Below are 22,471 nucleotides of genomic sequence, written 5' to 3'. Positions count from 1 at the left end.
CTAACCCTGTAATCACCAGCGCTCTTTCAACAGGTTCGGCTGAATACCACCAATCTGATGGGTATTGCTGAAGGACTGCTTGATGCCAGCTTCGAATTCTTCGCGGAAATATTTAATGGCGCTCTGCAGCGGTTCCACTGCGCCCGGTGCGTGTGCACAGAAGGTTTTACCCGGGCCGAGGAAACGACACAGTTGCTCAAGTGTCTCGATATCCCCTGGCTGGCCTTCGCCACGCTCCAGCGCGCGCAGAATTTTCACACTCCACGGCAGACCGTCACGGCACGGCGTACACCAGCCGCAAGACTCGCGGGCAAAGAACTCTTCGAGGTTACGCACCAAAGGAACCATGCCAATCTCGTGATCGACAGCCATGGCCAGCGCGGTGCCCAGACGGCTACCTGCTTTACCAATGCTTTCGAATTCCATCGGCAGATCGAGGTGTGCTTCGGTCAGGAAGTCAGTCCCTGCGCCGCCTGGCTGCCAGGCTTTGAACTTCAGTCCATCGCGCATGCCACCCGCGTAATCTTCGAGGATCTCACGCGCGGTAGTACCGAAAGGCAGTTCCCACAGGCCAGGATTCTTCACGCGACCAGAGAAGCCCATCAGCTTGGTGCCCGCGTCTTTGCTCTTCGAAATGTTCTGGTACCACTCCACGCCGTTCGCGAGGATAGCCGGTACGTTACACAGGGTTTCGACGTTGTTTACGCAGGTCGGTTTGCCCCATGCGCCAGAGCTTGCCGGGAACGGCGGCTTGGAACGTGGGTTAGCACGGCGACCTTCGAGGGAGTTGATCAGCGCGGTTTCTTCACCGCAGATGTAACGCCCTGCCCCGGTGTGGACAAACAGTTCGAAGTCGAAACCGGTGCCCATAATGTTTTTACCAAGCAGACCGGCTTCGGTCGCTTCGGCGATCGCGCGACGCAGATGCACGGCTGCTTCGATATATTCACCGCGCAGGAAGATGTAACCACGGTACGCTTTCAGCGCAAACGCGGAAATCAGCATGCCTTCCACCAGCAGGTGCGGCAGCTGTTCCATCAGCAGACGGTCTTTATAGGTGCCCGGCTCCATTTCATCGGCGTTACACAGCAGGTAACGGATGTTCATGGATTCGTCTTTCGGCATCAGGCTCCACTTCAGACCGGTGGAAAAGCCCGCGCCGCCGCGCCCTTTCAGGCCAGCGTCTTTTACCTGATTAACGATTTCGTCCGGTGACAGCCCGGTCAGGGCCTTACGCGCACCTTCGTAGCCGTTCTTGCTACGGTATTCGTCCAGCCAGACCGGCTGTTTGTCATCACGCAGACGCCAGGTCAGCGGATGGGTTTCGGGAGTACGGATAATGTCTTTCATTTATACCGCTCCAGTAGTTCGGGAATGCCTTCCGGGGTCAGGTGAGCGTGAGTATCCTCATCGATCATCATATTTGGCCCTTTATCGCAGTTCCCCAGGCAACAGGTCGGCAGCAGCGTAAAGCGACCATCAAAGGTCGTCTGCCCCGGCTTGATGTTGAGTTTTTTCTCAAGCGCGGCCTGAATCCCCTGGTAGCCGTTGATATGGCACACCACGCTGTCGCAATAGCGGATCACGTGGCGACCTACCGGCTGGCGGAAGATCTGGCTGTAGAACGTGGCAACACCTTCTACATCGCTTGCCGGAATACCCAGCACATCAGCGATCGCGTAGATCGCCCCATCCGGCACCCAGCCACGCTGTTTCTGAACGATTTTCAGCGCTTCAATGGACGCCGCACGCGGGTCTTCGTAGTGGTGCTTTTCGTGCTCAATCGCTTCACGCTCAGCCGCACTCAGCTCAAAAGCCTCGGTTTGTGGTTGTTGATTCTCGTGCATAATTAGCGGTCCACATCTGACATAACAAAATCGATACTACCCAGATGGACGATTAAGTCGGACACCAGGCTGCCACGTACCGCTACCGGGATCTGCTGCAGGTGCGCATAGCTCGGGGTGCGGATACGGGTACGGTAACTCATGGTGCTGCCATCGCTGGTCAGGTAGTAACTGTTGATACCCTTAGTCGCTTCCACCATCTGGAAGGACTCGTTTGCCGGCATAACCGGACCCCACGAAACCTGCAGGAAGTGGGTGATAAGGGTTTCGATATGTTGCAGCGTGCGCTCTTTCGGCGGCGGCGTCGTCAGCGGGTGATCCGCTTTGAACGGGCCTTCCGGCATGTTATTGAGGCACTGCTCAAGGATGCGCAGACTCTGGCGCAGCTCTTCAACTTTCAGCATCACGCGGGTATAGCAGTCGGACACGCCGCCGCCAACCGGGACTTCAAAGTCAAAGTTTTCGTAGCCAGAGTACGGACGCGCTTTACGCACGTCGAAATCAATACCGGTCGCGCGCAGCGCAGCACCGGTACAACCCCAGTCCAGCGCTTCTTTCTTACCGTAAGCGGCAACGCCCTGCGAACGGCCTTTCAGAATGGTGTTACGCAGTGCGGCTTTCTCGTAAGAATCCAGACGTTTTGGCATCCAGTCGAGGAAGTCACGCAGCAGCTTGTCCCAACCGCGCGGCAGATCGTGTGCCACACCGCCGATACGGAACCAGGCCGGGTGCATACGGAAACCGGTGATCGCTTCCACCACGTCATAGATTTTCTGACGGTCGGTAAAGGCGAAGAATACCGGGGTCATCGCGCCGACGTCCTGAATGAACGTGGAGATGTACAGCAGGTGGCTGTTGATACGGAACAGTTCGGACAACATCACGCGAATCACGTTGACGCGATCCGGCGTGGTGATACCAGCCAGCTTCTCAACGGCCAGTACGTAAGGCATTTCGTTTACGCAGCCGCCGAGGTACTCAATACGGTCGGTGTACGGAATGTAGCTGTGCCAGGACTGACGTTCACCCATCTTTTCAGCGCCACGGTGGTGGTAGCCGATGTCAGGTACGCAGTCGACGATTTCTTCGCCATCAAGCTGCAGCACAATACGGAAAGCACCGTGAGAAGACGGGTGGTTAGGACCGAGGTTGAGGAACATGAAGTCCTCGTTTTCGGTACTACGCTTCATACCCCAATCTTCAGGTTTGAAGGTCAGCGCTTCCATTTCCAGATCCTGTTTGGCTTTAGTCAGCTCAAACGGATCAAATTCGGTCGCACGCGCCGGGTAGTCTTTACGCAGCGGGTGACCTTCCCAGGTATGCGGCATCAGCAGACGCGTCAGGTGCGGGTGACCTTCGATATCGATGCCAAACATTTCCCAGGTTTCACGCTCGTACCAGTTGGCGTTCGGGAACAGTTTGGTGAAGGTCGGTACGCGCAGATCGTTTTCAGACAAAGCCACCTTGAGCATGATATCGCGATTGCGTTCAATGGAAATCAGGTGATAGAAAACGGAAAAATCCGCGGCAGGTAACCCTTCGCGGTGCGTACGCAGACGTTCGTCCATGCCGTGTAAGTCAAACAGCATGACGTAAGGTTTCGGCAGTCTCTTTAAGAAATCGCCAACTTCCAGTAATTGTTCACGCTTGACCCAAACAACGGGTACCCCGGTGCGAGTCGCCTGAACGGTAAAGGCATCCGGCCCAAAACGGTTGCGCAGTTCGCCAATGACCGGGTCATCAAGGTGATCCCGTGTTTGCCATACGGCGTCTTGCGCGGTTAAGTCGGTCATATTGTTCACCATTGCAAATGGTCCGTGGTGGTCGGCAGTGCTTCGCGCTATTTATGTAGTGATAAGCGAAGGAAGTGCTGCTGCCGACAGGCGCAAATTAAATCTCGTCTGGTGTACGAAGATTCGTTACAGCAATACGTTCGCCGCGTTTACGCTCGCGTTCTGACTGCATATTGGCGCGATAAACGCCCTGATCGCCAACCACCCAGGAGAGCGGACGGCGTTCTTTGCCAATGGAATCTTGCAGCAGCATCAGAGCCTGCATATACGCTTCTGGGCGCGGCGGACATCCCGGGATGTACACATCGACCGGAATAAATTTATCAACGCCCTGCACCACAGAATAGATGTCGTACATACCGCCGGAGTTGGCGCATGCGCCCATGGAAATAACCCATTTCGGTTCCAGCATCTGATCGTAGAGGCGCTGAATAACTGGCGCCATTTTGGTAAAGCAGGTTCCGGCTACGACCATCAGGTCAGCCTGACGCGGCGATGCACGCAGTACTTCCGCACCAAAACGGGCCACATCGTGCACGGCGGTAAACGAGGTCACCATCTCAACGTAGCAGCAGGAAAGGCCAAAGTTATATGGCCAAATTGAGTTTTTACGGCCCCAGTTAACCATGTCATGCAGTTTGCCCATGAACACGTTTTTGTTAACTTCTTGTTCCAGGGGGTCGGTTACGATCTCCTGTTTTTGCAGGGGGTAACGGTCGTTCTCACCGTTAGGATCTATGCGGGTGAGCGTATAATCCATCTTAATGCCTCGCGGTTAGCGTTGACGATTAGCGATACTGTTCGTTTCCGGGTTCATACGCTCGCGGCGTGAACGCGCGGGCGTCCAGTCCAGCGCGCCAATACGCACCAGATAAACCAGACCTGCCAGTAACACAAAAATAAAAATTGCAGCTTCCACAAAGCCAATCCAGCCGCTTTCACGGATAGAAGTTGACCATGCGAACAGATACAGCGCTTCAACGTCGAAGATAACGAAGAACATGGCTACCAGATAAAACTTGGCAGACAGGCGCAGGCGGGCGGTGCCGACCGAGTCGATACCTGATTCAAACGGCACGTTTTTAGATCTCGCGCGTGCGCGACCCCCTAAAAACCAGCCGCCGACGAGCATCAGGCAGCACAGGCCAATGGCAACGATAAGAAAGATAGCGAATGCCCAGTGATGAGCGATGATTTCAGTGGATGTTGACATACTCATTGCTTACTCATCAAAAGTAGCGCCAAATTCTCTGCTCTTTTCGGCAGATGAACGCCACATCGATTCATGGGGAGGAATAAAAAAAACCTTACAATCACTGTGAAAAATCATTTTATACAGCTAATTGATGGGGTTTTTTACTCCTTTCTATAACCTTTTGTCAACTTTAACAAAAGTTTCCTCACATTATTTTACACTGTTCCAACCTCATTAACATAAAGTGCTCTTTAGACCTATTTCGATTGCATCATCGGTCATTTTTAATGTTGTTGAATCGTGTCCGTAGTGAAGTAAAAAAGATAATACACGTCTATTTTGACAGGAATTCACCCAGATGCCTCCCCCTAAATGGGAGTATTTTCTTGATCTGTGACACGCTTTTGTTAATTCACCATAAAAAACAGCAACAATTTCTCTAGTTTTTTAACATGGAAACATTTAACAACTCAGCTGATTATTTTTCATCCTATTGTCAGTCAGTTTTTTTACCTGCTGATTTTGTTAAGTTTTAGTATATGAATGAACAGAAAGCAGTAATATTTGCATAAAAAAAGAGCCGCTGGATGTTTTTTCATCATCAGTGGCTCTTTTTTACACTTACATTTTAAAACGTTTTTTTGTGACGCTTTACTCAAAGTCGCCTTCAACAATCAGCGAGTCATCTCCCCCTTCAGGGGTAAACTGATTGTATTGCCAAGGATTTTGATATGTCTGCATCGACTTAAAGATAACCTGAGCTAATTCATTTTGCGTGGCCGGATCGCTGCACAGCAGATACTCGGTATCAGGCAGAGGTGGCAATCCGTCTGCCGCACCCAGTACGCGTAAATCAGGGCTCATCATTTCGACAGGACGGGCAGTAACGCCCAGCCCTGCTTTTACCGCCGCGCGGACCGCAGGCAATGTTGAAGCGACATAGGCCAGACGCCACGGGATCTGTGCTGCATTCAACGTCGCTAGCACGATATCGCGAAACGGGCTGGGATCATCCAGCAGAACTAGCGGCACCGGTTCCCCTTTTTGCAGGATATATTCGGCTGCGCAATACCAGTGCGTCGGTGAAGTCCGCAAATTCAGGCACTCAAAATCGCCAGGTCGGTTAGTGGTGACCACTAAATCCACTTCTTGCGACTTAAGCATCTCCACCATGTAGGCATTGCGTTTCACTCTTACATCCAGTGCAAGTTTCGGATAAACCGAACTTATACGGTTAAGCAGAAAAGGGAGTATGGTATCGGCGGATTCGTCAGAAGCACCGATAGTTAACACCCCCTGAAGATTGTTAAACATCAATGATGAGCATGCCTCATCATTAAATCGCAGTATTTTCCTGGCGTAACCCAACAACTGGATACCATGTTCGGTCAGCAGTTTGTTGCGTCCATGGCGCGCGAACAACTCTTTCCCCACAAGTTGTTCAAGACGCTGCATTTGCTGACTTACCGCAGACTGAGTTCGACATACCGCAGCTGCCGCAGCCGCAAAGGTATTCAGGTCGGCAACAGCAACAAAGGTTCTCAGCAGATCGAGGTCGAGGTTAATTATCGGACGATTTGCATTTATCATAGTTTTTCACTTACTCGCGGGTCATACCGGGTTAATGCTGTGCATTCAGAATCAAACAACTCCATTTGTAATGTGCCTCCCTTCAGTTTCGCTTAGTGTAACCAAGTGAAAATAAGGATGTATTTGGTTTAACAAACGAAACAATTCTCTTTCTGAGCTATTTTAATACCCATGATATTCATCGGAATATAGCAACGAGAAAGAGCCGTATTTTTAGCTGCTGGATGATTCTGACTAATGGGAAACATGTAAATTTTGTAAATTTAAAAAATAGTTAACGAACAATAATTTACACATTAAAAACTAACTTTTCAGGATGTTAGGAACAACCAACAAACATTTGAATTATCGTAAAATTCGTACTACACACCATTTCATAGGAGTTATCTTAACCTAAAACCACTATATTTATAAGTGTTATCGCGAATAATTCCGGGCAAATTGGTGTTATGTCAGTGCAACGGTTTTCGTATTATTGGCCCACTCAATTTGATGTCGTTTAAATAATAAATAATAATTAATTAAGAATCTCTCAATTCATTAATTATGCTTAACAATGGATTCACACCGCATCACGCAGGGATCAGACCGATAACAGATTTCGCAGGCAAAACCTCAGTATTTTCGAAATACGCCATTCAGCTGAGATCTCGGCTACCTTTTTCTTTACAGGCCTAACTTTTTTATGCCAGACAAATCACCATGCCAACACTAACAAAGCAAAATATAAACCACTAAAAACACAACAACCCAGATTATTACTCTACAAAAATCATATTATTTAGTTATTAACAGTGAATTATAATCCTCCTGCTTTCCAAAATCTTCTACTAGAGACCCTTCAAAACTCACCGTCGTGGGAGTACATTGTGCTGGGCTGACTTCCACGGCAGGGAGTGGCATTCACAGCTAAAAAGGTCAACGTTCATGTCCCCCATTGAAAAATCCAGCAAATTAGAAAACGTCTGTTATGACATTCGCGGCCCGGTTCTGAAGGAAGCAAAGCGCCTGGAAGAAGAAGGCAACAAAGTTCTGAAACTGAACATCGGCAACCCTGCGCCTTTCGGGTTTGAAGCGCCAGATGAAATTTTGGTGGATGTGATCCGCAATTTGCCAACTGCGCAAGGATATTGCGATTCCAAAGGCCTTTATTCAGCCCGCAAAGCAATCATGCAGCATTACCAGGCCCGTGGGATGCGCGACGTAACCGTGGAAGATATCTATATCGGTAACGGCGTATCTGAATTGATTGTGCAGGCCATGCAGGCATTGCTAAACAGTGGGGACGAAATGCTGGTTCCTGCACCTGATTATCCACTGTGGACGGCGGCGGTTTCGCTCTCTGGTGGTAATGCCGTGCACTACCTGTGTGACGAATCGTCAGACTGGTTCCCGGACCTGGATGATATCCGCGCCAAAATTACGCCGCGTACCCGTGGGATCGTCATCATCAACCCAAACAACCCTACTGGCGCGGTGTATTCTAAAGAGCTGCTGATGGAGATTGTTGAGATTGCCCGCCAAAACAATCTCATCATCTTTGCGGACGAGATTTACGACAAAATTCTTTACGATGACGCCGAGCACCACTCAATTGCGGCAATGGCCCCTGACCTGCTGACTATTACCTTTAACGGCCTGTCAAAAACCTATCGTGTTGCCGGTTTCCGCCAGGGCTGGATGGTACTGAACGGACCGAAGAAACATGCCAAAGGGTATATCGAAGGCCTTGAGATGCTGGCTTCTATGCGCCTGTGTGCCAACGTTCCGGCACAACATGCCATTCAAACCGCACTGGGTGGATATCAGAGCATCAGCGAATTCATCATGCCTGGCGGACGTCTGTATGAGCAACGTAACCGCGCCTGGGAACTGCTTAATGACATCCCCGGCGTCTCTTGCGTAAAACCGCGCGGTGCGCTGTATATGTTCCCGAAAATTGATGCTAAACGCTTCAATATTCATGACGACCAGAAGATGGTACTCGACTTCCTGTTGCAGGAAAAAGTACTGCTGGTCCAGGGGACGGCATTCAACTGGCCGTGGCCGGATCATTTCCGCATCGTCACGCTACCGCGTATTGACGATATCGAAATGTCGCTGAGTAAATTTGAGCGTTTCCTGTCAGGGTATCGCCAGCTGTAACCACGCAAAGTGCTGCCGGGTTTGCATCCGGTAGCACTCTCTGCGCAAAATACCGTTACTGAAGTCACTGAGTAAGGGTCGTTATGAAGCAGAGCCACTTTTTTGCCCACCTCTCCCGTCTGAAACTCATTAACCGCTGGCCGCTGATGCGCAACGTGCGCACCGAAAACGTGTCCGAACACAGTCTGCAGGTTGCCATGGTTGCCCATGCGCTGGCCGCAATTAAAAACCGTAAATTTGGTGGTCAGGTTAATGCTGAGCGTATTGCCCTGCTGGCGATGTATCACGATGCGTCAGAGGTGTTAACCGGCGATCTCCCTACCCCAGTGAAATATTTTAACTCGCAGATTGCTCAGGAATATAAAGCGATAGAGAAAATTGCCCAACAAAAACTGGTCGATATGGTTCCTGATGAGCTGCGCGATATTTTTGCGCCACTCATTGATGAACATGCCTTAAGCGAAGAAGAGAGGTCGATTGTTAAACAGGCCGATGCCCTGTGCGCGTATCTGAAGTGCCTGGAAGAACTCTCCGCCGGTAACAACGAATTTCTGCTGGCGAAAACACGTCTGGAAAAAACGCTGGAGTCACGACGAAGCGAAGAGATGGACTACTTTATGGACGTGTTCGTCCCGAGTTTTCACCTCTCATTAGATGAAATCAGTCAGGATTCTCCATTGTAAGTTTGCGACAACGTTACCTTTGTAGGCCGGATAAGGCGTTAGCCGCCATCCGGCACATAAAAATCAAAACGGAAACAGCATCGGGATCATCACCACGCACACCACCATCACAATGATGGTAAACGGCACGCCAATTTTTACGAAATCGCTAAAGCTGTAGTTACCCGGCCCGAGCACCAGTGTGTTTACCGGTGAAGAAACTGGCGTCATAAAGGCTGCGGAAGCCGCCATCGCAATCACCATCGCAAAAGGATACGGCGAAACGCCCATAGACTTTGCTGCCGCCAGCGCAATCGGCGCCATCAGTACCGCCGTCGCAGTGTTAGAGATAAATAACCCAATGGTCGCGCACAGCACGAACAGGCAGCCCAGCATCATATACGGGCCGTACCCTCCACCAACGTCTATTAACCCTTTAACCACCAGATCAACACCGCCCGTTTTCTGTAATGCCAGCGCAAAGGGCATCATTCCGACAATCAAAATAATACTTGGCCAGTGAATGGCTTTATAGGCGCTTTCGGCATCAATGCAACGGAATTTTCCCATCAGCAAACAGGCGATAATCGCGGCAACCGTATTAGGAATTTCATCGGTGAGCATTAACGCGACCATCAGCACCAGACAGAAAATCGCATGCGGCGCCTGGCTGTGCGCCGGGGAGGCTTCACTAACTTCCACGGGCATATTCAGCACCACGAAATCGCGCCCTTTTTGCCCCAACAAAGTGATGAGTTTCCAGTTCCCCACCACCAGAATAATATCGCCCATCAGCAGCGGCTCATTGACGACCGCCCCGTCCAGCGCCGCACCATCACGCTTCAGTCCGACGACATTCAGACCATAACGTGTGCGAAAGGCGATTTCCCGTACCGTTTTGCCGATCAATTCCGATTCAGGGATCAATGAAATCTCGGCCATACCCACATCAAGCGCCTGCTCAGAGAAGTATTCGCCACGCAGCACCATTGGCTCCAACAGTTGCTCGCTGCAAAATTCACGCAGGTCAACGTCGGCCGCTGACATATCGATCAGCAATACGTCACGGGCACGAAACTCAGAAACCCCGTTAACATCAACAATCACGCGGCGAAAACGCCGCCAGCGTTCAACACCAATCACGTTTGCCCCGTAGCGCTCACGCAATTTCAGGTCATCCAGACGTTGGCCAATCATGGGAGAACCCGGGCGAATCGCCAGGCGACGAGCACGCCCTGTCAGGCGATATTCTTTAATCAGGTCGCGAAAGGTCCGGCGCTTCCAGCCGTCTCCCGGCAGCCCGGAGTCTTCGCCTTTCAGCATAAAACGCATCACCAGCATATAAATTATGCCGAGAACCAACACCACCAGCCCCAGTGGGGTTACGCTAAAAAAGCTAAAACCGTTAAGTCCTTCACGTAACAATTCACTGTTGACGACCAGGTTCGGCGGCGTTGCCACCAGCGTCATCATGCCGCTTATCAATCCGGCAAAGCTCAATGGCATCATCAGGCGTGAGGGGGAGATTTGCATGCGCATGGAAACGCTTAAGACAACCGGAATAAAGATGGCGACCACACCGGTCGAACTCATGAAGGCACCAAGTCCGGCTACGGTTATCATCAGCAACACCAGCATTTTGACTTCACTACTACCGGCGACCTTCACCAGCCAGGCACCCATTACCGTCGCCACGCCGGTACGCACCAGGCCGTCGCCGATAATGAATAAAGCCGCTATCAAAATAACGTTAGGATCGCTGAACCCGGAAAAAGCCTCTGTGATGCTCAATGTTCCGCTCAGAACAAAGGCAATAATGACCAGCAAAGCGACCGCGTCCATACGCACTCTGCCAGTTGCAAACAAGACGACGGCAATCGCCAGCAATGAGAGAACCCATATCAATTCACCGTTCACAACATATCCTTGTTAAATGAGAGGGATGGACTGATTCTGCCATAAAAAAGCCCCAACAATCTGGGGCTAAATCATGATCAGGTATTTCTTATAACGACCACATTTCCGTTGGGTTGTTTGGTCACAGAAATATGTTCCAGACTGGTCAGCGAAAAATCAACTTCGTCCAGACGCGGCGTATCCGCTGGCGCGTTAACCGCGATGACATGGCACCCAGCCGCCAGTCCTGAAAGCACCCCGGCGGGGGCATCTTCCACCACTGCACATTCCTGCGGTGCCAGGCCCAGAAGCTGAGCGCCTAACAGATACGCGTCTGGTTCTGGTTTCCCTCTCTTTACCCGCTCGGCGGTGACAAACACTTCAGGAGCAGGAAGCCCAGCAACACGATGGCGCGCCCGTGCGACCGGCATGGAGCCGGAGGTCACAATCGCCCATGGAATACCCGCTTTATTGAGATGGTTGAGTAAATCAACAGCCCCCGGCAGCGCGGTGATCCCGGCAGTTTCCGTCGCTTCGATCTGCTCCAGACGGGTAAATTCCGCGGCGATCTCTGCCTCAGACTTGCCCACCATAAAGTGTCGCAGGGAGGTAATGGCCTGCTTACCATGAATAAAGCCGAGTACCTCGGCGTGATCGAGGCCGAAGCGATCGGCCCAGTTGCACCACGCACGCTCTACTGCGGGTAAGGAATCGACCAGCGTTCCATCCAGATCAAACAGAAAACCTTTGCACTGCACGCTCGCCCCCTCAGGCATTAATGATTTGGTTAATTTCATTCGCGCTCAGGTGATACTGACGCGGGCAAGAGTGCCAAACATTCAGCATACGCTGATATTTTTCCCACATTGGGGTCTGGGCGTTGAAGCCATGCGTACCCGCATCAAAGTGGGTGTAACGACCTTCCACATTGACCATAAAACGAACATACCCGAGGAAACGGGCTTCCGTTGCAGCGTCAAAACCGAGGAAGGTCACGCGACGCTCATCAATAGCCTGTGCATCCTTAAGATTAGTCCAGGACACATGTAATGCGTGATACATCTCCATAATATCGATAATCGTACGACAGGTTTCTTCCGTCAGCTCACCAAACTCACGATCCAGCTCACGCATCTGCAAGCCGTAACCGCGTTCAATAATCGTCTGCAAACGACGATAACGCTCGGCGTTAGTTGGATCGAGCATAGTCATCATTTTGTACTGATTCGACAAAATCAGACGTTGAGCGTTGGTCATTTCCATTTGGGACTCCTGTATCACTACTACTGCGATGAAAAAAAAGAAGGCATCATGTGCCTTCTTTTATATGCGTAATCAGGGGTCAATTACAAATCATCAAGGAAAGTTTTATCCAGTTGTTTGAAGGCGCGCTTAAGCGTGTCAGCCAGCGCCTGGTAATCCGGCTTTCCTTCTACCGGAGAGAGCGCCTGCCCAGCTTCTTGCAATTTACCCCGAACTTCGTAGAACCAATTGAGAATTGAAGGCGGCAGCGGCGTTACAGAACGTTTTCCCAGCCACCACATCCCCTGCATCGGCAGGCTAAGCGCAAACAGCGCAGTCGCTACGGCCGGGCCCAACTGCCCCCCTAACGCAATTTGCCAACATAAGGTGAAGACGGCGATAGGCGGCATAAAACGGATCGCGTAACGCGTCATGCGGATCACGCGGTTCTCAACAAACACGGGCGCAAGGCGCTTTTCCATTGGCCACGTCTTTGCATAGTGCTGCCCCCGGCGAAACAAGCTAAAAAAATTGACGGAGCGATTATCCGGTGTCGACATGGCGGTTACCTCAACTTCACATATAAAAATTAAAAAATTTGTGCAAAACAACAACTATAAGGGACATCGTTCAAAACATTTTGTCTTTGATACCCACATTCAGGTATCCTGTGCCGGCCTGTAAGGCCTGTAGTCCAAAATCATTGAGTCGTCAAATTGGCATACATTATGCCATTGCCTGAAAAATACGCAAAATGACATAGACTCAAAGGTATTTATTCCATCGTGCCCAAAAAGACTATGGCGCATGATGTTAATCATAAACGTCGGTGTCATCATGCGCTACGCTCTATGACTCCCTGACGTTTTTTTAGCCACGTATCATAAATAGGTACTTCCATGTCGAGTAAGTTAGTACTGGTTCTGAACTGCGGTAGCTCCTCACTGAAATTTGCCATCATCGATGCAGTAAACGGTGAAGAATACCTCTCTGGTTTAGCCGAATGTTTCCATCTCCCAGAAGCACGTATCAAGTGGAAAATGGACGGCGGTAAACAAGAAGCGGCTTTAGGTGCAGGCGCCGCTCACAGTGAAGCGCTGAACTTTATCGTTAACACTATTCTGGCACAAAAACCAGAATTGTCTGCGCAATTGACCGCTATTGGTCACCGTATCGTACACGGCGGTGAGAAGTACACCAGCTCTGTGGTTATCGATGATTCCGTTATTCAGGGCATCAAAGATTCTGCCTCTTTCGCACCGCTGCATAACCCGGCTCACCTGATCGGTATCGCAGAAGCGCTGAAATCCTTCCCTAATCTGAAAGACAAAAACGTGGCTGTATTCGACACCGCGTTCCATCAGACTATGCCGGAAGAGTCTTACCTCTATGCTCTGCCGTACAGCCTCTACAAAGAACACGGCGTTCGTCGTTACGGCGCACACGGTACCAGCCACTTCTTCGTCACTCAGGAAGCGGCAAAAGTACTGAACAAACCGGTTGAAGAGCTGAACATCATCACTTGCCACCTGGGCAACGGCGGTTCTGTATCTGCTATCCGTAACGGTAAATGTGTTGATACCTCCATGGGTCTGACCCCACTGGAAGGTCTGGTGATGGGTACACGTTCCGGTGACATCGACCCGGCGATCATCTTCCACCTGCACGATACCCTGGGCATGAGCGTTGACCAGATCAACAAAATGCTGACCAAAGAGTCCGGCCTGCTGGGTCTGACCGAAGTCACCAGCGACTGCCGTTATGTTGAAGATAACTACGCTACTAAAGAAGACGCTAAACGTGCAATGGACGTTTACTGCCACCGTCTGGCGAAATACATCGGTTCTTACACTGCGCTGATGGATGGTCGTCTGGATGCAGTTGTCTTCACCGGTGGTATCGGTGAAAACGCAGCGATGGTTCGTGAACTGTCTCTGGGCAAACTGGGCGTTCTGGGCTTTGAAGTTGACCACGAACGTAACCTGGCCGCACGTTTCGGCAAATCTGGTTTCATCAACAAAGAAGGTACCCGTCCTGCGCTGGTTATCCCAACCAACGAAGAACTGGTTATCGCGCAAGACGCGAGCCGCCTGACTGCCTGATTTCACACCGCCAGCCTAGCTGGCGGTGCTGTTTTGTAACCCGTCTAAATTGGCGGTAACGAAAGAGGATAAACCGTGTCCCGTATTATTATGCTGATCCCTACCGGAACCAGCGTCGGCCTGACCAGCGTCAGCCTTGGCGTGATCCGCGCAATGGAACGCAAAGGCGTTCGTCTGAGCGTCTTTAAGCCGATTGCTCAACCGCGTGCCGGTGGCGATGCGCCAGACCAGACTACCAGCATCGTCCGCGCTAACTCTTCTCTGCCAGCCGCCGAGCCGCTGAAGATGAGCCACGTTGAATCTCTGCTGTCCAGCAATCAGAAAGATGTGCTGATGGAAGAGATCATCGCGAACTACCACGCGAACACCAAAGACGCTGAAGTTGTACTGGTTGAAGGCCTGGTCCCAACCCGTAAACATCAGTTCGCGCAGTCCCTGAACTACGAAATCGCGAAAACGCTGAACGCGGAAATCGTCTTCGTTATGTCTCAGGGTACCGACACCCCAGAACAGCTGAACGAGCGTATTGAACTGACTCGCAGCAGCTTCGGCGGCGCGAAAAACACCAACATCACCGGCGTAATCGTTAACAAACTGAACGCACCGGTTGATGAGCAGGGCCGTACTCGCCCGGATCTGTCCGAGATTTTCGACGACTCTTCCAAAGCGAAAGTGATCAAAGTTGATCCGGCTAAACTGCAAGAATCCAGCCCGCTGCCGGTTCTGGGCGCGGTGCCATGGAGCTTCGATCTGATCGCTACTCGTGCAATCGATATGGCGCGTCACCTGAACGCCACCATCGTTAACGAAGGCGATATCAACACCCGTCGCGTGAAGTCTGTGACGTTCTGCGCACGCAGCATTCCGCACATGCTGGAACACTTCCGCGCAGGCTCCCTGCTGGTAACTTCCGCAGATCGTCCTGACGTGCTGGTTGCAGCATGCCTGGCGGCCATGAACGGCGTGGAAATCGGTGCCCTGCTGCTGACTGGCGGCTACGAAATGGACGCGCGCATCACTAAACTGTGCGAACGTGCATTTGAAACCGGCCTGCCGGTATTCATGGTAAACACCAACACCTGGCAGACCTCTCTGAGCCTGCAGAGCTTCAACCTGGAAGTTCCGGTTGACGATCACGAGCGCATTGAGAAAGTCCAGGAATACGTTGCTAACTACATCAACGCTGACTGGATTGAATCCCTGACTGCGACCTCTGAGCGCAGCCGTCGTCTGTCTCCGCCAGCGTTCCGTTACCAGTTGACCGAGCTGGCGCGCAAAGCGGGCAAACGCGTTGTTCTGCCGGAAGGCGACGAACCGCGTACCGTTAAAGCAGCAGCCATCTGTGCTGAACGTGGTATCGCAACCTGCGTACTGCTGGGTAACCCGGATGAGATCACCCGCGTTGCAGCCTCTCAGGGCGTTGAACTGGGCGCTGGCGTAGAAATCGTTGATCCAGATGTGGTTCGCGAAAGCTACGTTGCTCGCCTGGTCGAACTGCGTAAAAACAAAGGTATGACCGAAACCGTTGCCCGCGAACAGCTGGAAGACAACGTGGTTCTCGGTACCCTGATGCTGGAGCAAGACGACGTTGACGGCCTGGTTTCTGGTGCAGTACACACCACCGCGAACACCATCCGTCCGCCGCTGCAGCTGATCAAAACTGCGCCGGGTAGCTCCCTGGTGTCTTCCGTGTTCTTCATGCTGCTGCCGGATCAGGTTTACGTTTACGGCGACTGCGCGATCAACCCGGATCCGACCGCAGAGCAGCTGGCAGAAATCGCGATTCAATCCGCTGATTCCGCAATTGCCTTCGGTATCGAACCGCGCGTAGCGATGCTCTCTTACTCCACCGGTACTTCTGGTGCAGGTAGCGACGTAGAGAAAGTTCGCGAAGCAACCCGTCTGGCGCAGGAAAAACGTCCTGACCTGATGATCGACGGTCCGCTGCAGTATGACGCCGCCGTTATGGCTGACGTAGCGAAATCCAAAGCGCCGAACTCTCCGGTTGCAGGTCGCGCTACCGTGTTCATCTTCCCGGATCTGAACACCGGTAACACCACCTACAAAGCGGTACAGCGTTCTGCCGACCTGATCTCCATCGGGCCGATGCTGCAGGGTATGCGCAAGCCGGTGAACGACCTGTCTCGTGGCGCGCTGGTAGACGATATCGTCTACACCATCGCACTGACCGCGATCCAGTCTTCCCAGCAGCAGTAATCTGCCGAGTGTGCCGGATCTCTTATCCGGCAACACATCTGCTTATCAAACCGGAAATAGCTGATATTTCCGGTTTTTTTATGTCTGTTTCCCCTTTGGCATAATCTGAAATATTTGCCTGAATGCGCTGCATCAATGAATAACCATTCTTCTGTTCGCATACTTACTCTCTTTTGCGTTGCAACAGGGATAGTCTTTCATGTCAGCAGTAACAGAATCACAGCCAGCTAAAAAATGGGCGATGCCCGACACGCTGGTGATTATTTTTTTCGTCGCCATTTTAACCAGTCTGGCAACATGGGTTGTTCCCGTCGGGATGTTCGATAGCCAGGAAGTTCAGTATCAGGTTGATGGACAAACCAAAACCCGTAAGGTGGTTGACCCCCATTCCTTTCGTATTCTGACCAACGACGCAGGTGAAGAGCAGTATCACCGGGTGCAGTTATTCACCACCGGAGATGAACGCCCAGGCCTGATGAATTTCCCGTTTGAAGGATTAACCTCCGGCTCGAAATTCGGTACCGCTGTGGGCATCATTATGTTTATGCTGGTCATTGGCGGCGCATTCGGCATCGTTATGCGTACCGGCACCATTGATAACGGCATCCTGGCGCTCATTCGCCATACGCGGGGCAACGAGGTCCTGTTTATCCCAGTGCTGTTTATTCTCTTCTCCTTAGGCGGCGCGGTGTTTGGCATGGGGGAAGAGGCTGTTGCCTTTGCCATTATCATCGCGCCTTTGATGGTACGGCTAGGTTACGACAGTATCACCACCGTTCTGGTTACCTATATCGCGACTCAGATTGGTTTCGCCAGCTCATGGATGAACCCATTTTGCGTGGTGGTCGCGCAAGGTATTGCGGGAGTACCGGTGCTCTCTGGTTCCGGGCTACGCATCGTGGTCTGGGTGATCGCTACACTAATCGGGCTGACCTTCACGCTGGCCTATGCGGCGCGTATCAAAAAGAATCCGCTTTTGTCCCGGGTACATGAATCCGACCGCTTCTTTCGCGAGCAGCAGGACGAGGTCGTGGAACGACGCTTCACGCTGGGCGACTGGTTAGTGCTACTGGTGCTGACCGCGGTGATGATTTGGGTTGTCTGGGGCGTTATCGTCAACGCGTGGTTTATTCCTGAGATCGCCAGTCAGTTCTTCACGATGGGTCTGGTGATTGGCATTATCGGCGTCGTGTTCCGGCTCAACGGCATGACGGTCAACATCATGGCCTCCTCATTCACTGAGGGTGCACGAATGATGATTGCCCCTGCCCTGCTGGTTGGTTTTGCCAAAGGCATTTTACTGCTGGTCGGTAATGGAGAGGCGGGTGAAGCCAGCGTGTTAAACACTCTGCTGCACAGCATTGCCAATGGCATCAGCGGGCTGGATAACGCCATCGCGGCGTGGTTTATGCTATTGTTCCAGGCAGTATTTAATTTCTTCGTCACTTCCGGCTCTGGTCAGGCCGCGTTAACCATGCCGCTACTGGCACCGCTGGGCGATCTGGTTGGCGTAAACCGTCAGGTCACGGTCCTGGCCTTCCAGTTTGGCGACGGATTCAGTCATATTATCTATCCGACGTCAGCATCTCTGATGGCTACGTTAGGCGTTTGTCGGGTGGATTTTCGTAACTGGCTGAAGGTAGGTGCTACGCTGTTGGGACTGCTGTTTATTATGTCCAGCGTGGTGGTGATTGGCGCGCAGATGATGGGTTACCATTAAAAAGTGTGCGTCCGGCCTACTCGATTTCTCGACGCAGTAGGCCGGATGAACAGAGTTTACTCAGCTTCTTCCTGCTTTTCGGCTTTCGCCCCTTCATTCTTGGCGTTGCGGGTCATCCACAGCGCCAGGGCTTTCAGGGAGTCCGGTGTAAATTCGTCGCAGCGCGCGGTAATTTCTTCCGGCGTCAACCAGCAAACTTCACTGACCTCATCTTCCTGAAGCGCAAACGGTCCGTGGGAAACGCAGCTAAACAACCCACCCCATACGCGACAGTTCTGGTCTTCAAAGTAAAACTGACCATGCTCGGCAAACGGCACGCCCGCAATCCCCAGTTCCTCTTCTGCTTCACGACGCGCTGATTCCAGCATCTGCTCGTCAGCCTGAACCACACCGCCTGCGGTGGCATCCAGCATGCCGGGCAAAAAATCTTTTGTCTCAGTGCGACGTTGAACCAGAATTTTGCCCATACCATCATGCACAACGATATACGTTGCACGATGGCGTAAGCGTTGCGCCCGCATTTGTTCCCGGCTGGACTGTGCAATGACTTCGTTGTCTTCATTCACAATATCCACCCATTCAGTACTTGCCAAACGACGCTGTTCCACCATCAGGAAACCTTCTTTTTTCTGGCGCTCTTACGGCGCGTTTATGTTTGTGGGGTAAATTACGGATTAATCTCGACCTGTGCAATAACACTTTGATCATTGAGTGCCATTACGCTGAGAACATTATCATCCAGAATCCCGTAACTTGCCGCAAAGCCCCCTTTCGGGATGCTTACCGAGCCGGGATTGAAATGATAGATATCCTCGCGCCGCTCAGCAACCGGCAGATGAGTATGCCCATAAACCAGAACATCGCCCGCATTGAGCGCCGGCATATTTTGCGGGCCAAAAAGGTGTCCGTGCGTCAAAAAGAGTCGCTGGTTTTCTGTCAGAATTTGCTGCCACGGCGCAGTCATCGGAAAATGCAGGAGCATCTGATCCACTTCGCTATCGCAATTACCACGCACCGCAATAATTCGCGATGCCAGCTCATTCAGCCGTTCAGCAACCTGCGCAGGTGCATAGCCTTCTGGAAGCGCATTACGCGGCCCGTGGTTTAAAACATCACCCAATATCACCAGCCATTGCGCGCCGCTTGCAGCAAACCGTTCGAGTACGCGTTCCGTGGCTGGCAACGAACCATGAATGTCCGATGCGAACATCAGTTTCATCACTCACTCCTCGCTGAAAATTACCTTGTAATGATACTGGATTACGGCCCGTTTTTCAGCAGGAACGCTTCGCTGAAAGCGCGATAAAACGCTGTACTGAGGCGCGCTGCCACTGGAAGGTGGCGTATTCCGCAAGCGCTTCTGGAACCTCATCGCCATTCAGGACCAGGCGATTAAGCATTAGCGCTAAATCACAGTCCGCGATACACCATTCACCAAATAAATTCTGCTTACCGTGGCTCAGTAAACTACTCGCAGTAGCGAACAGTTTTTCCGCACTGGCTTTTCCCGCTTCGCTTAACGGTCCTTTCTTCACGCCAGCAAAAACGACATCTGTTGATCGTTCCTCACGGATAGGCATTAAATCGCTGCGGATCCACGCCTGAACCTGGCGCGCCCGAGCGCGCTTTTGTACATCGTGTGGGTAGATACGCTCCCACTGTGGCGGTGCAAAGCTCTCTTCCAGGAATTCCGTAATCGCTGATGATTCGCTCAGTTCAAAACCATCGATCTCAAGAACCGGTACGCGGCGCGTCAAGGCGTAACCTTGCCATGAAGGATGCAAGTGTTCACCACTATTGAGATCAACGGTTTTCAGCGTAAAAGGTAGCCCTTTCTCTTGCAGAGCAACATAAACAGACAGCACGTAAGGGGAGAAAAAATTGGCATCTGACCACAGCGTAATTGCAGATTTGCTCATAATGTCCTCTGAAGTGTATTGGCTTGCCTTCAAAATATAGAGTCTTTCTCTCGCTGTCACTTGATGAAAACTCACGCACGCCAACAGGCTCTATACTTGTAATGACCCGGTTCATGACAAAACGGATGCTGAAAATGATCGATCTCTATTACACGCCATCGCCAAACGGTCACAAAATCACGCTGTTTCTTGAAGAGGCACAGCTGCAATACCGTCTGATTCATGTCGATATCAGCAAAGGTAGCCAGTTTCGCCCCGATTTTCTGCAGATCTCGCCGAACAATAAAATCCCGGCCATTATCGATCATGCCCCGGTGGACGGCGGAAGGCCCATCAGCCTGTTTGAGTCCGGAGAAATTTTACTCTATCTGGCGGAGAAGAGCGGTAAGCTGCTCAGCGGTGAATTACGCGAACGCCACACCACGCTCCAGTGGTTGTTCTGGCAGGTCAGCGGTCTGGGTCCTATGCTGGGGCAGAATCATCATTTCAGTCATTACGCTCCGCAAACGATCCCTTACGCTATTGAAAGATACCAGGTTGAAACCCAGCGCCTGTACAACGTGATGAATAAACGTCTGGAAACGTCACCCTGGCTGGGAGGCGATCACTACAGCATTGCTGACATTGCCTGCTGGCCGTGGATCCACGCCCATCAGCGTCAGCGCATCGATCTCGACAACTATCCGGCAGTCAATAACTGGCACGAACGCATCCGTACGCGTCCCGCCACGGAACGCGCCATGCAGCAAGCACAGAGTGAGAAGCGGTGACGCAATTCGGTTCTCGTGTATCATGCAGAGGTTCATACATGGAGGAAACCTGCAATGTCACAACCTGACGCCATTATTCGTATAAAAAACCTTCGTCTGCGCACCTTTATCGGCATCAAAGAAGAGGAGATCCTTAATCGCCAGGATATCGTCATCAACATTGCCATTCACTATCCGGCAGACAAAGCCCGTACCAGCGAAGATATCAACGACGCGCTGAATTATCGCACTATCACCAAAAGCATCATTGCCCACGTGGAGGGTAACCGCTTCTCATTGTTAGAAAAATTAACTCAAGATGTGCTCGATATCGCACGCGAACATCACTGGGTCACTTATGCTGAAGTGGAGATAGATAAACTTCACGCATTGCGTTATGCCGATTCAGTATCAATGACGCTGAGCTGGCAGCGCTAAAACGTAACCCGGGAGGCGACATGCAGATTCTGATTACCGGCGGTACTGGCCTGATTGGACGTCATCTGATCCCCTGCCTGCTGGAACTGGGGCATCAGATAATCGTAGTGACACGTACCCCTGATAAGGCTCGTCAGATTCTCGACTCTCGGGTCACGTTATGGAAAGGACTGGAAGAGCGGCAACATCTCAATAATATTGATGCCGTGATTAACCTTGCCGGAGAGCCTATTGCAGATAAGCGCTGGAGCGCACAGCAAAAGGAACGCTTGTGCCAGAGCCGTTGGGGCATTACGCAGAAACTGGTCGATTTAATCAATGCCAGCGAGACGCCGCCCTCAGTGTTAATCTCCGGTTCCGCTACCGGTTACTACGGCGATTTGGGCGAAGTTGTGGTTACGGAAGAAGAGCCACCGCATAACGAATTTACCCACAAGCTGTGCGCCCGCTGGGAGCAAATTGCCAGCACTGCGCAAAGCGACAAAACCCGCGTATGTATGCTGCGTACCGGCGTGGTACTGGCCTCAGCAGGCGGCATTCTGGCAAAAATGGTCCCGCCGTTTCGTCTTGGCTTAGGCGGCCCGATCGGTAACGGACGCCAGTATATGGCCTGGATCCATGTTGATGATATGGTCAACGGAATTATCTGGCTGTTGAATAACGATCTACGCGGTCCCTTCAATATGGTTTCGCCATACCCGGTGCACAATGAGCAGTTTGCCCACGCGCTGGGTCACGCTCTGAACCGCCCTGCCATTCTGCGCGTTCCCGCCACCGCTATGCGACTGCTGATGGGGGAATCGTCAGTACTGGTCCTTGGTGGGCAACGCGCATTGCCCAAACGCCTGGAAGCTTCCGGTTTTACGTTTCGCTGGTACGATTTAGAGGAAGCGCTGGCGGATGTCATCCGATAACCCCTAAGCGCTATTCACAGTCGCCGTTGTGGTGGTAAGGTT

General features: G+C 51.8%; 21 protein-coding genes. 8 read left to right on the top strand and 13 right to left on the bottom strand.

Annotated elements, in window-relative coordinates; translation table 11 throughout:
- Positions 1–12 precede the first annotated feature (12 nt).
- From nuoF to lrhA, 6 genes are all read right to left on the bottom strand, one after another.
- Positions 13–1,350 carry an NADH-quinone oxidoreductase subunit NuoF gene (nuoF, locus tag OGX92_RS00670; RefSeq protein WP_003834753.1) on the bottom strand — a complete coding sequence of 446 codons (1,338 nt, stop codon included), beginning with the start codon at positions 1,348–1,350 and terminating at the stop codon, positions 13–15.
- On the bottom strand, positions 1,347–1,847 hold the full coding sequence (gene nuoE / locus OGX92_RS00665; protein ID WP_003028069.1) for an NADH-quinone oxidoreductase subunit NuoE: 501 nt from the start codon (positions 1,845–1,847) through the stop codon (positions 1,347–1,349). Before nuoE ends, nuoF begins: the two co-directional genes overlap by 4 nt.
- Positions 1,848–1,849: 2 nt before the next feature.
- Positions 1,850–3,652, bottom strand: a complete 1,803-nt coding sequence (gene nuoC / locus OGX92_RS00660) for an NADH-quinone oxidoreductase subunit C/D (RefSeq protein ID WP_003834757.1) — start codon at positions 3,650–3,652, stop codon at positions 1,850–1,852.
- A gap of 85 nt (positions 3,653–3,737) precedes the next feature.
- A complete protein-coding gene (gene nuoB, locus OGX92_RS00655) occupies positions 3,738–4,400 on the bottom strand; it encodes an NADH-quinone oxidoreductase subunit NuoB (RefSeq protein WP_003028075.1) in 663 nt (220 codons plus the stop codon).
- A gap of 15 nt (positions 4,401–4,415) precedes the next feature.
- Complete coding sequence (nuoA, locus tag OGX92_RS00650) at positions 4,416–4,859, bottom strand: NADH-quinone oxidoreductase subunit NuoA (RefSeq protein ID WP_003028077.1); 444 nt, start codon at positions 4,857–4,859, stop codon at positions 4,416–4,418.
- A gap of 627 nt (positions 4,860–5,486) precedes the next feature.
- Positions 5,487–6,425 carry a transcriptional regulator LrhA gene (gene lrhA / locus OGX92_RS00645; protein ID WP_003834760.1) on the bottom strand — a complete coding sequence of 313 codons (939 nt, stop codon included), beginning with the start codon at positions 6,423–6,425 and terminating at the stop codon, positions 5,487–5,489.
- A gap of 927 nt (positions 6,426–7,352) precedes the next feature.
- On the opposite strand from lrhA, the gene alaA reads away from it, so the two are divergent.
- Together alaA and yfbR are read left to right on the top strand one after the other, a co-directional pair.
- On the top strand, positions 7,353–8,570 hold the full coding sequence (gene alaA, locus OGX92_RS00640; protein WP_003028082.1) for an alanine transaminase AlaA: 1,218 nt from the start codon (positions 7,353–7,355) through the stop codon (positions 8,568–8,570).
- Between the two features lie 83 nt (positions 8,571–8,653).
- Entirely contained in the window at positions 8,654–9,253 is a 600-nt protein-coding gene (gene yfbR / locus OGX92_RS00635) for a 5'-deoxynucleotidase (protein ID WP_003028083.1), read from the top strand.
- Between the two features lie 63 nt (positions 9,254–9,316).
- On the opposite strand, the gene OGX92_RS00630 is transcribed toward yfbR, so the two are convergent.
- The 4 genes from OGX92_RS00630 to yfbV all read right to left on the bottom strand — a co-directional run bounded on the left by OGX92_RS00630 (position 9,317) and on the right by yfbV (position 12,930).
- Complete coding sequence (locus OGX92_RS00630; RefSeq protein ID WP_286586115.1) at positions 9,317–11,149, bottom strand: SLC13 family permease; 1,833 nt, start codon at positions 11,147–11,149, stop codon at positions 9,317–9,319.
- Positions 11,150–11,226: 77 nt separating this feature from the next.
- A complete protein-coding gene (locus tag OGX92_RS00625) occupies positions 11,227–11,904 on the bottom strand; it encodes a sugar phosphatase (RefSeq protein WP_008785348.1) in 678 nt (225 codons plus the stop codon).
- Positions 11,897–12,391, bottom strand: coding sequence for a YfbU family protein (locus OGX92_RS00620; RefSeq protein ID WP_003028086.1), 495 nt, complete (start codon positions 12,389–12,391; stop codon positions 11,897–11,899). The genes OGX92_RS00625 and OGX92_RS00620 overlap by 8 nt, the downstream gene beginning before the upstream one ends.
- 83 nt (positions 12,392–12,474) lie before the next feature.
- Positions 12,475–12,930 (bottom strand): terminus macrodomain insulation protein YfbV, encoded by a 456-nt coding sequence (yfbV, locus tag OGX92_RS00615; protein ID WP_003028087.1) that lies wholly within the window; start codon positions 12,928–12,930, stop codon positions 12,475–12,477.
- Between the two features lie 339 nt (positions 12,931–13,269).
- Here yfbV and ackA point away from each other — a divergent pair, with 339 nt between their 5' ends.
- From ackA to yfcC, 3 genes are all read left to right on the top strand, one after another.
- Positions 13,270–14,472 (top strand): acetate kinase, encoded by a 1,203-nt coding sequence (gene ackA, locus OGX92_RS00610; protein ID WP_003834770.1) that lies wholly within the window; start codon positions 13,270–13,272, stop codon positions 14,470–14,472.
- A 75-nt stretch (positions 14,473–14,547) separates the two neighbouring features.
- Positions 14,548–16,689 (top strand): phosphate acetyltransferase, encoded by a 2,142-nt coding sequence (pta, locus tag OGX92_RS00605; protein ID WP_003834771.1) that lies wholly within the window; start codon positions 14,548–14,550, stop codon positions 16,687–16,689.
- Positions 16,690–16,888: 199 nt separating this feature from the next.
- A complete protein-coding gene (gene yfcC, locus OGX92_RS00600) occupies positions 16,889–18,409 on the top strand; it encodes a putative basic amino acid antiporter YfcC (RefSeq protein ID WP_063940562.1) in 1,521 nt (506 codons plus the stop codon).
- A gap of 56 nt (positions 18,410–18,465) precedes the next feature.
- On the opposite strand, the gene yfcD is transcribed toward yfcC, so the two are convergent.
- The 3 genes from yfcD to yfcF are packed head-to-tail and all read right to left on the bottom strand — an operon-like array spanning position 18,466 to position 20,328.
- Positions 18,466–19,020 carry an NUDIX hydrolase YfcD gene (gene yfcD / locus OGX92_RS00595; RefSeq protein WP_003834775.1) on the bottom strand — a complete coding sequence of 185 codons (555 nt, stop codon included), beginning with the start codon at positions 19,018–19,020 and terminating at the stop codon, positions 18,466–18,468.
- A 56-nt stretch (positions 19,021–19,076) separates the two neighbouring features.
- Positions 19,077–19,628, bottom strand: a complete 552-nt coding sequence (gene yfcE, locus OGX92_RS00590; protein WP_003834777.1) for a phosphodiesterase — start codon at positions 19,626–19,628, stop codon at positions 19,077–19,079.
- 55 nt (positions 19,629–19,683) lie between these two features.
- A complete protein-coding gene (gene yfcF, locus OGX92_RS00585; RefSeq protein WP_003834778.1) occupies positions 19,684–20,328 on the bottom strand; it encodes a glutathione transferase in 645 nt (214 codons plus the stop codon).
- 134 nt (positions 20,329–20,462) lie between these two features.
- Between yfcF and yfcG the strand changes: the two genes are divergently transcribed.
- The 3 genes from yfcG to OGX92_RS00570 are packed head-to-tail and all read left to right on the top strand — an operon-like array spanning position 20,463 to position 22,429.
- On the top strand, positions 20,463–21,098 hold the full coding sequence (yfcG, locus tag OGX92_RS00580; RefSeq protein ID WP_003834779.1) for a GSH-dependent disulfide bond oxidoreductase: 636 nt from the start codon (positions 20,463–20,465) through the stop codon (positions 21,096–21,098).
- 54 nt (positions 21,099–21,152) lie between these two features.
- On the top strand, positions 21,153–21,515 hold the full coding sequence (folX, locus tag OGX92_RS00575; RefSeq protein WP_003028107.1) for a dihydroneopterin triphosphate 2'-epimerase: 363 nt from the start codon (positions 21,153–21,155) through the stop codon (positions 21,513–21,515).
- Positions 21,516–21,535: 20 nt separating this feature from the next.
- The gene (locus OGX92_RS00570) at positions 21,536–22,429 is read left to right on the top strand and encodes a TIGR01777 family oxidoreductase (protein WP_003834782.1); all 894 of its coding nucleotides are present in this window, start codon (positions 21,536–21,538) and stop codon (positions 22,427–22,429) included.
- Positions 22,430–22,471 lie beyond the last annotated feature (42 nt).

Source organism: Citrobacter sp. Cpo089, from assembly GCF_030332695.1.
GTDB classification, from domain to species: domain Bacteria; phylum Pseudomonadota; class Gammaproteobacteria; order Enterobacterales; family Enterobacteriaceae; genus Citrobacter; species Citrobacter portucalensis.
The sequence above is the reverse complement of the archived record's forward strand: the minus strand, read 5'-3'. Positions and strand labels throughout refer to the sequence as shown.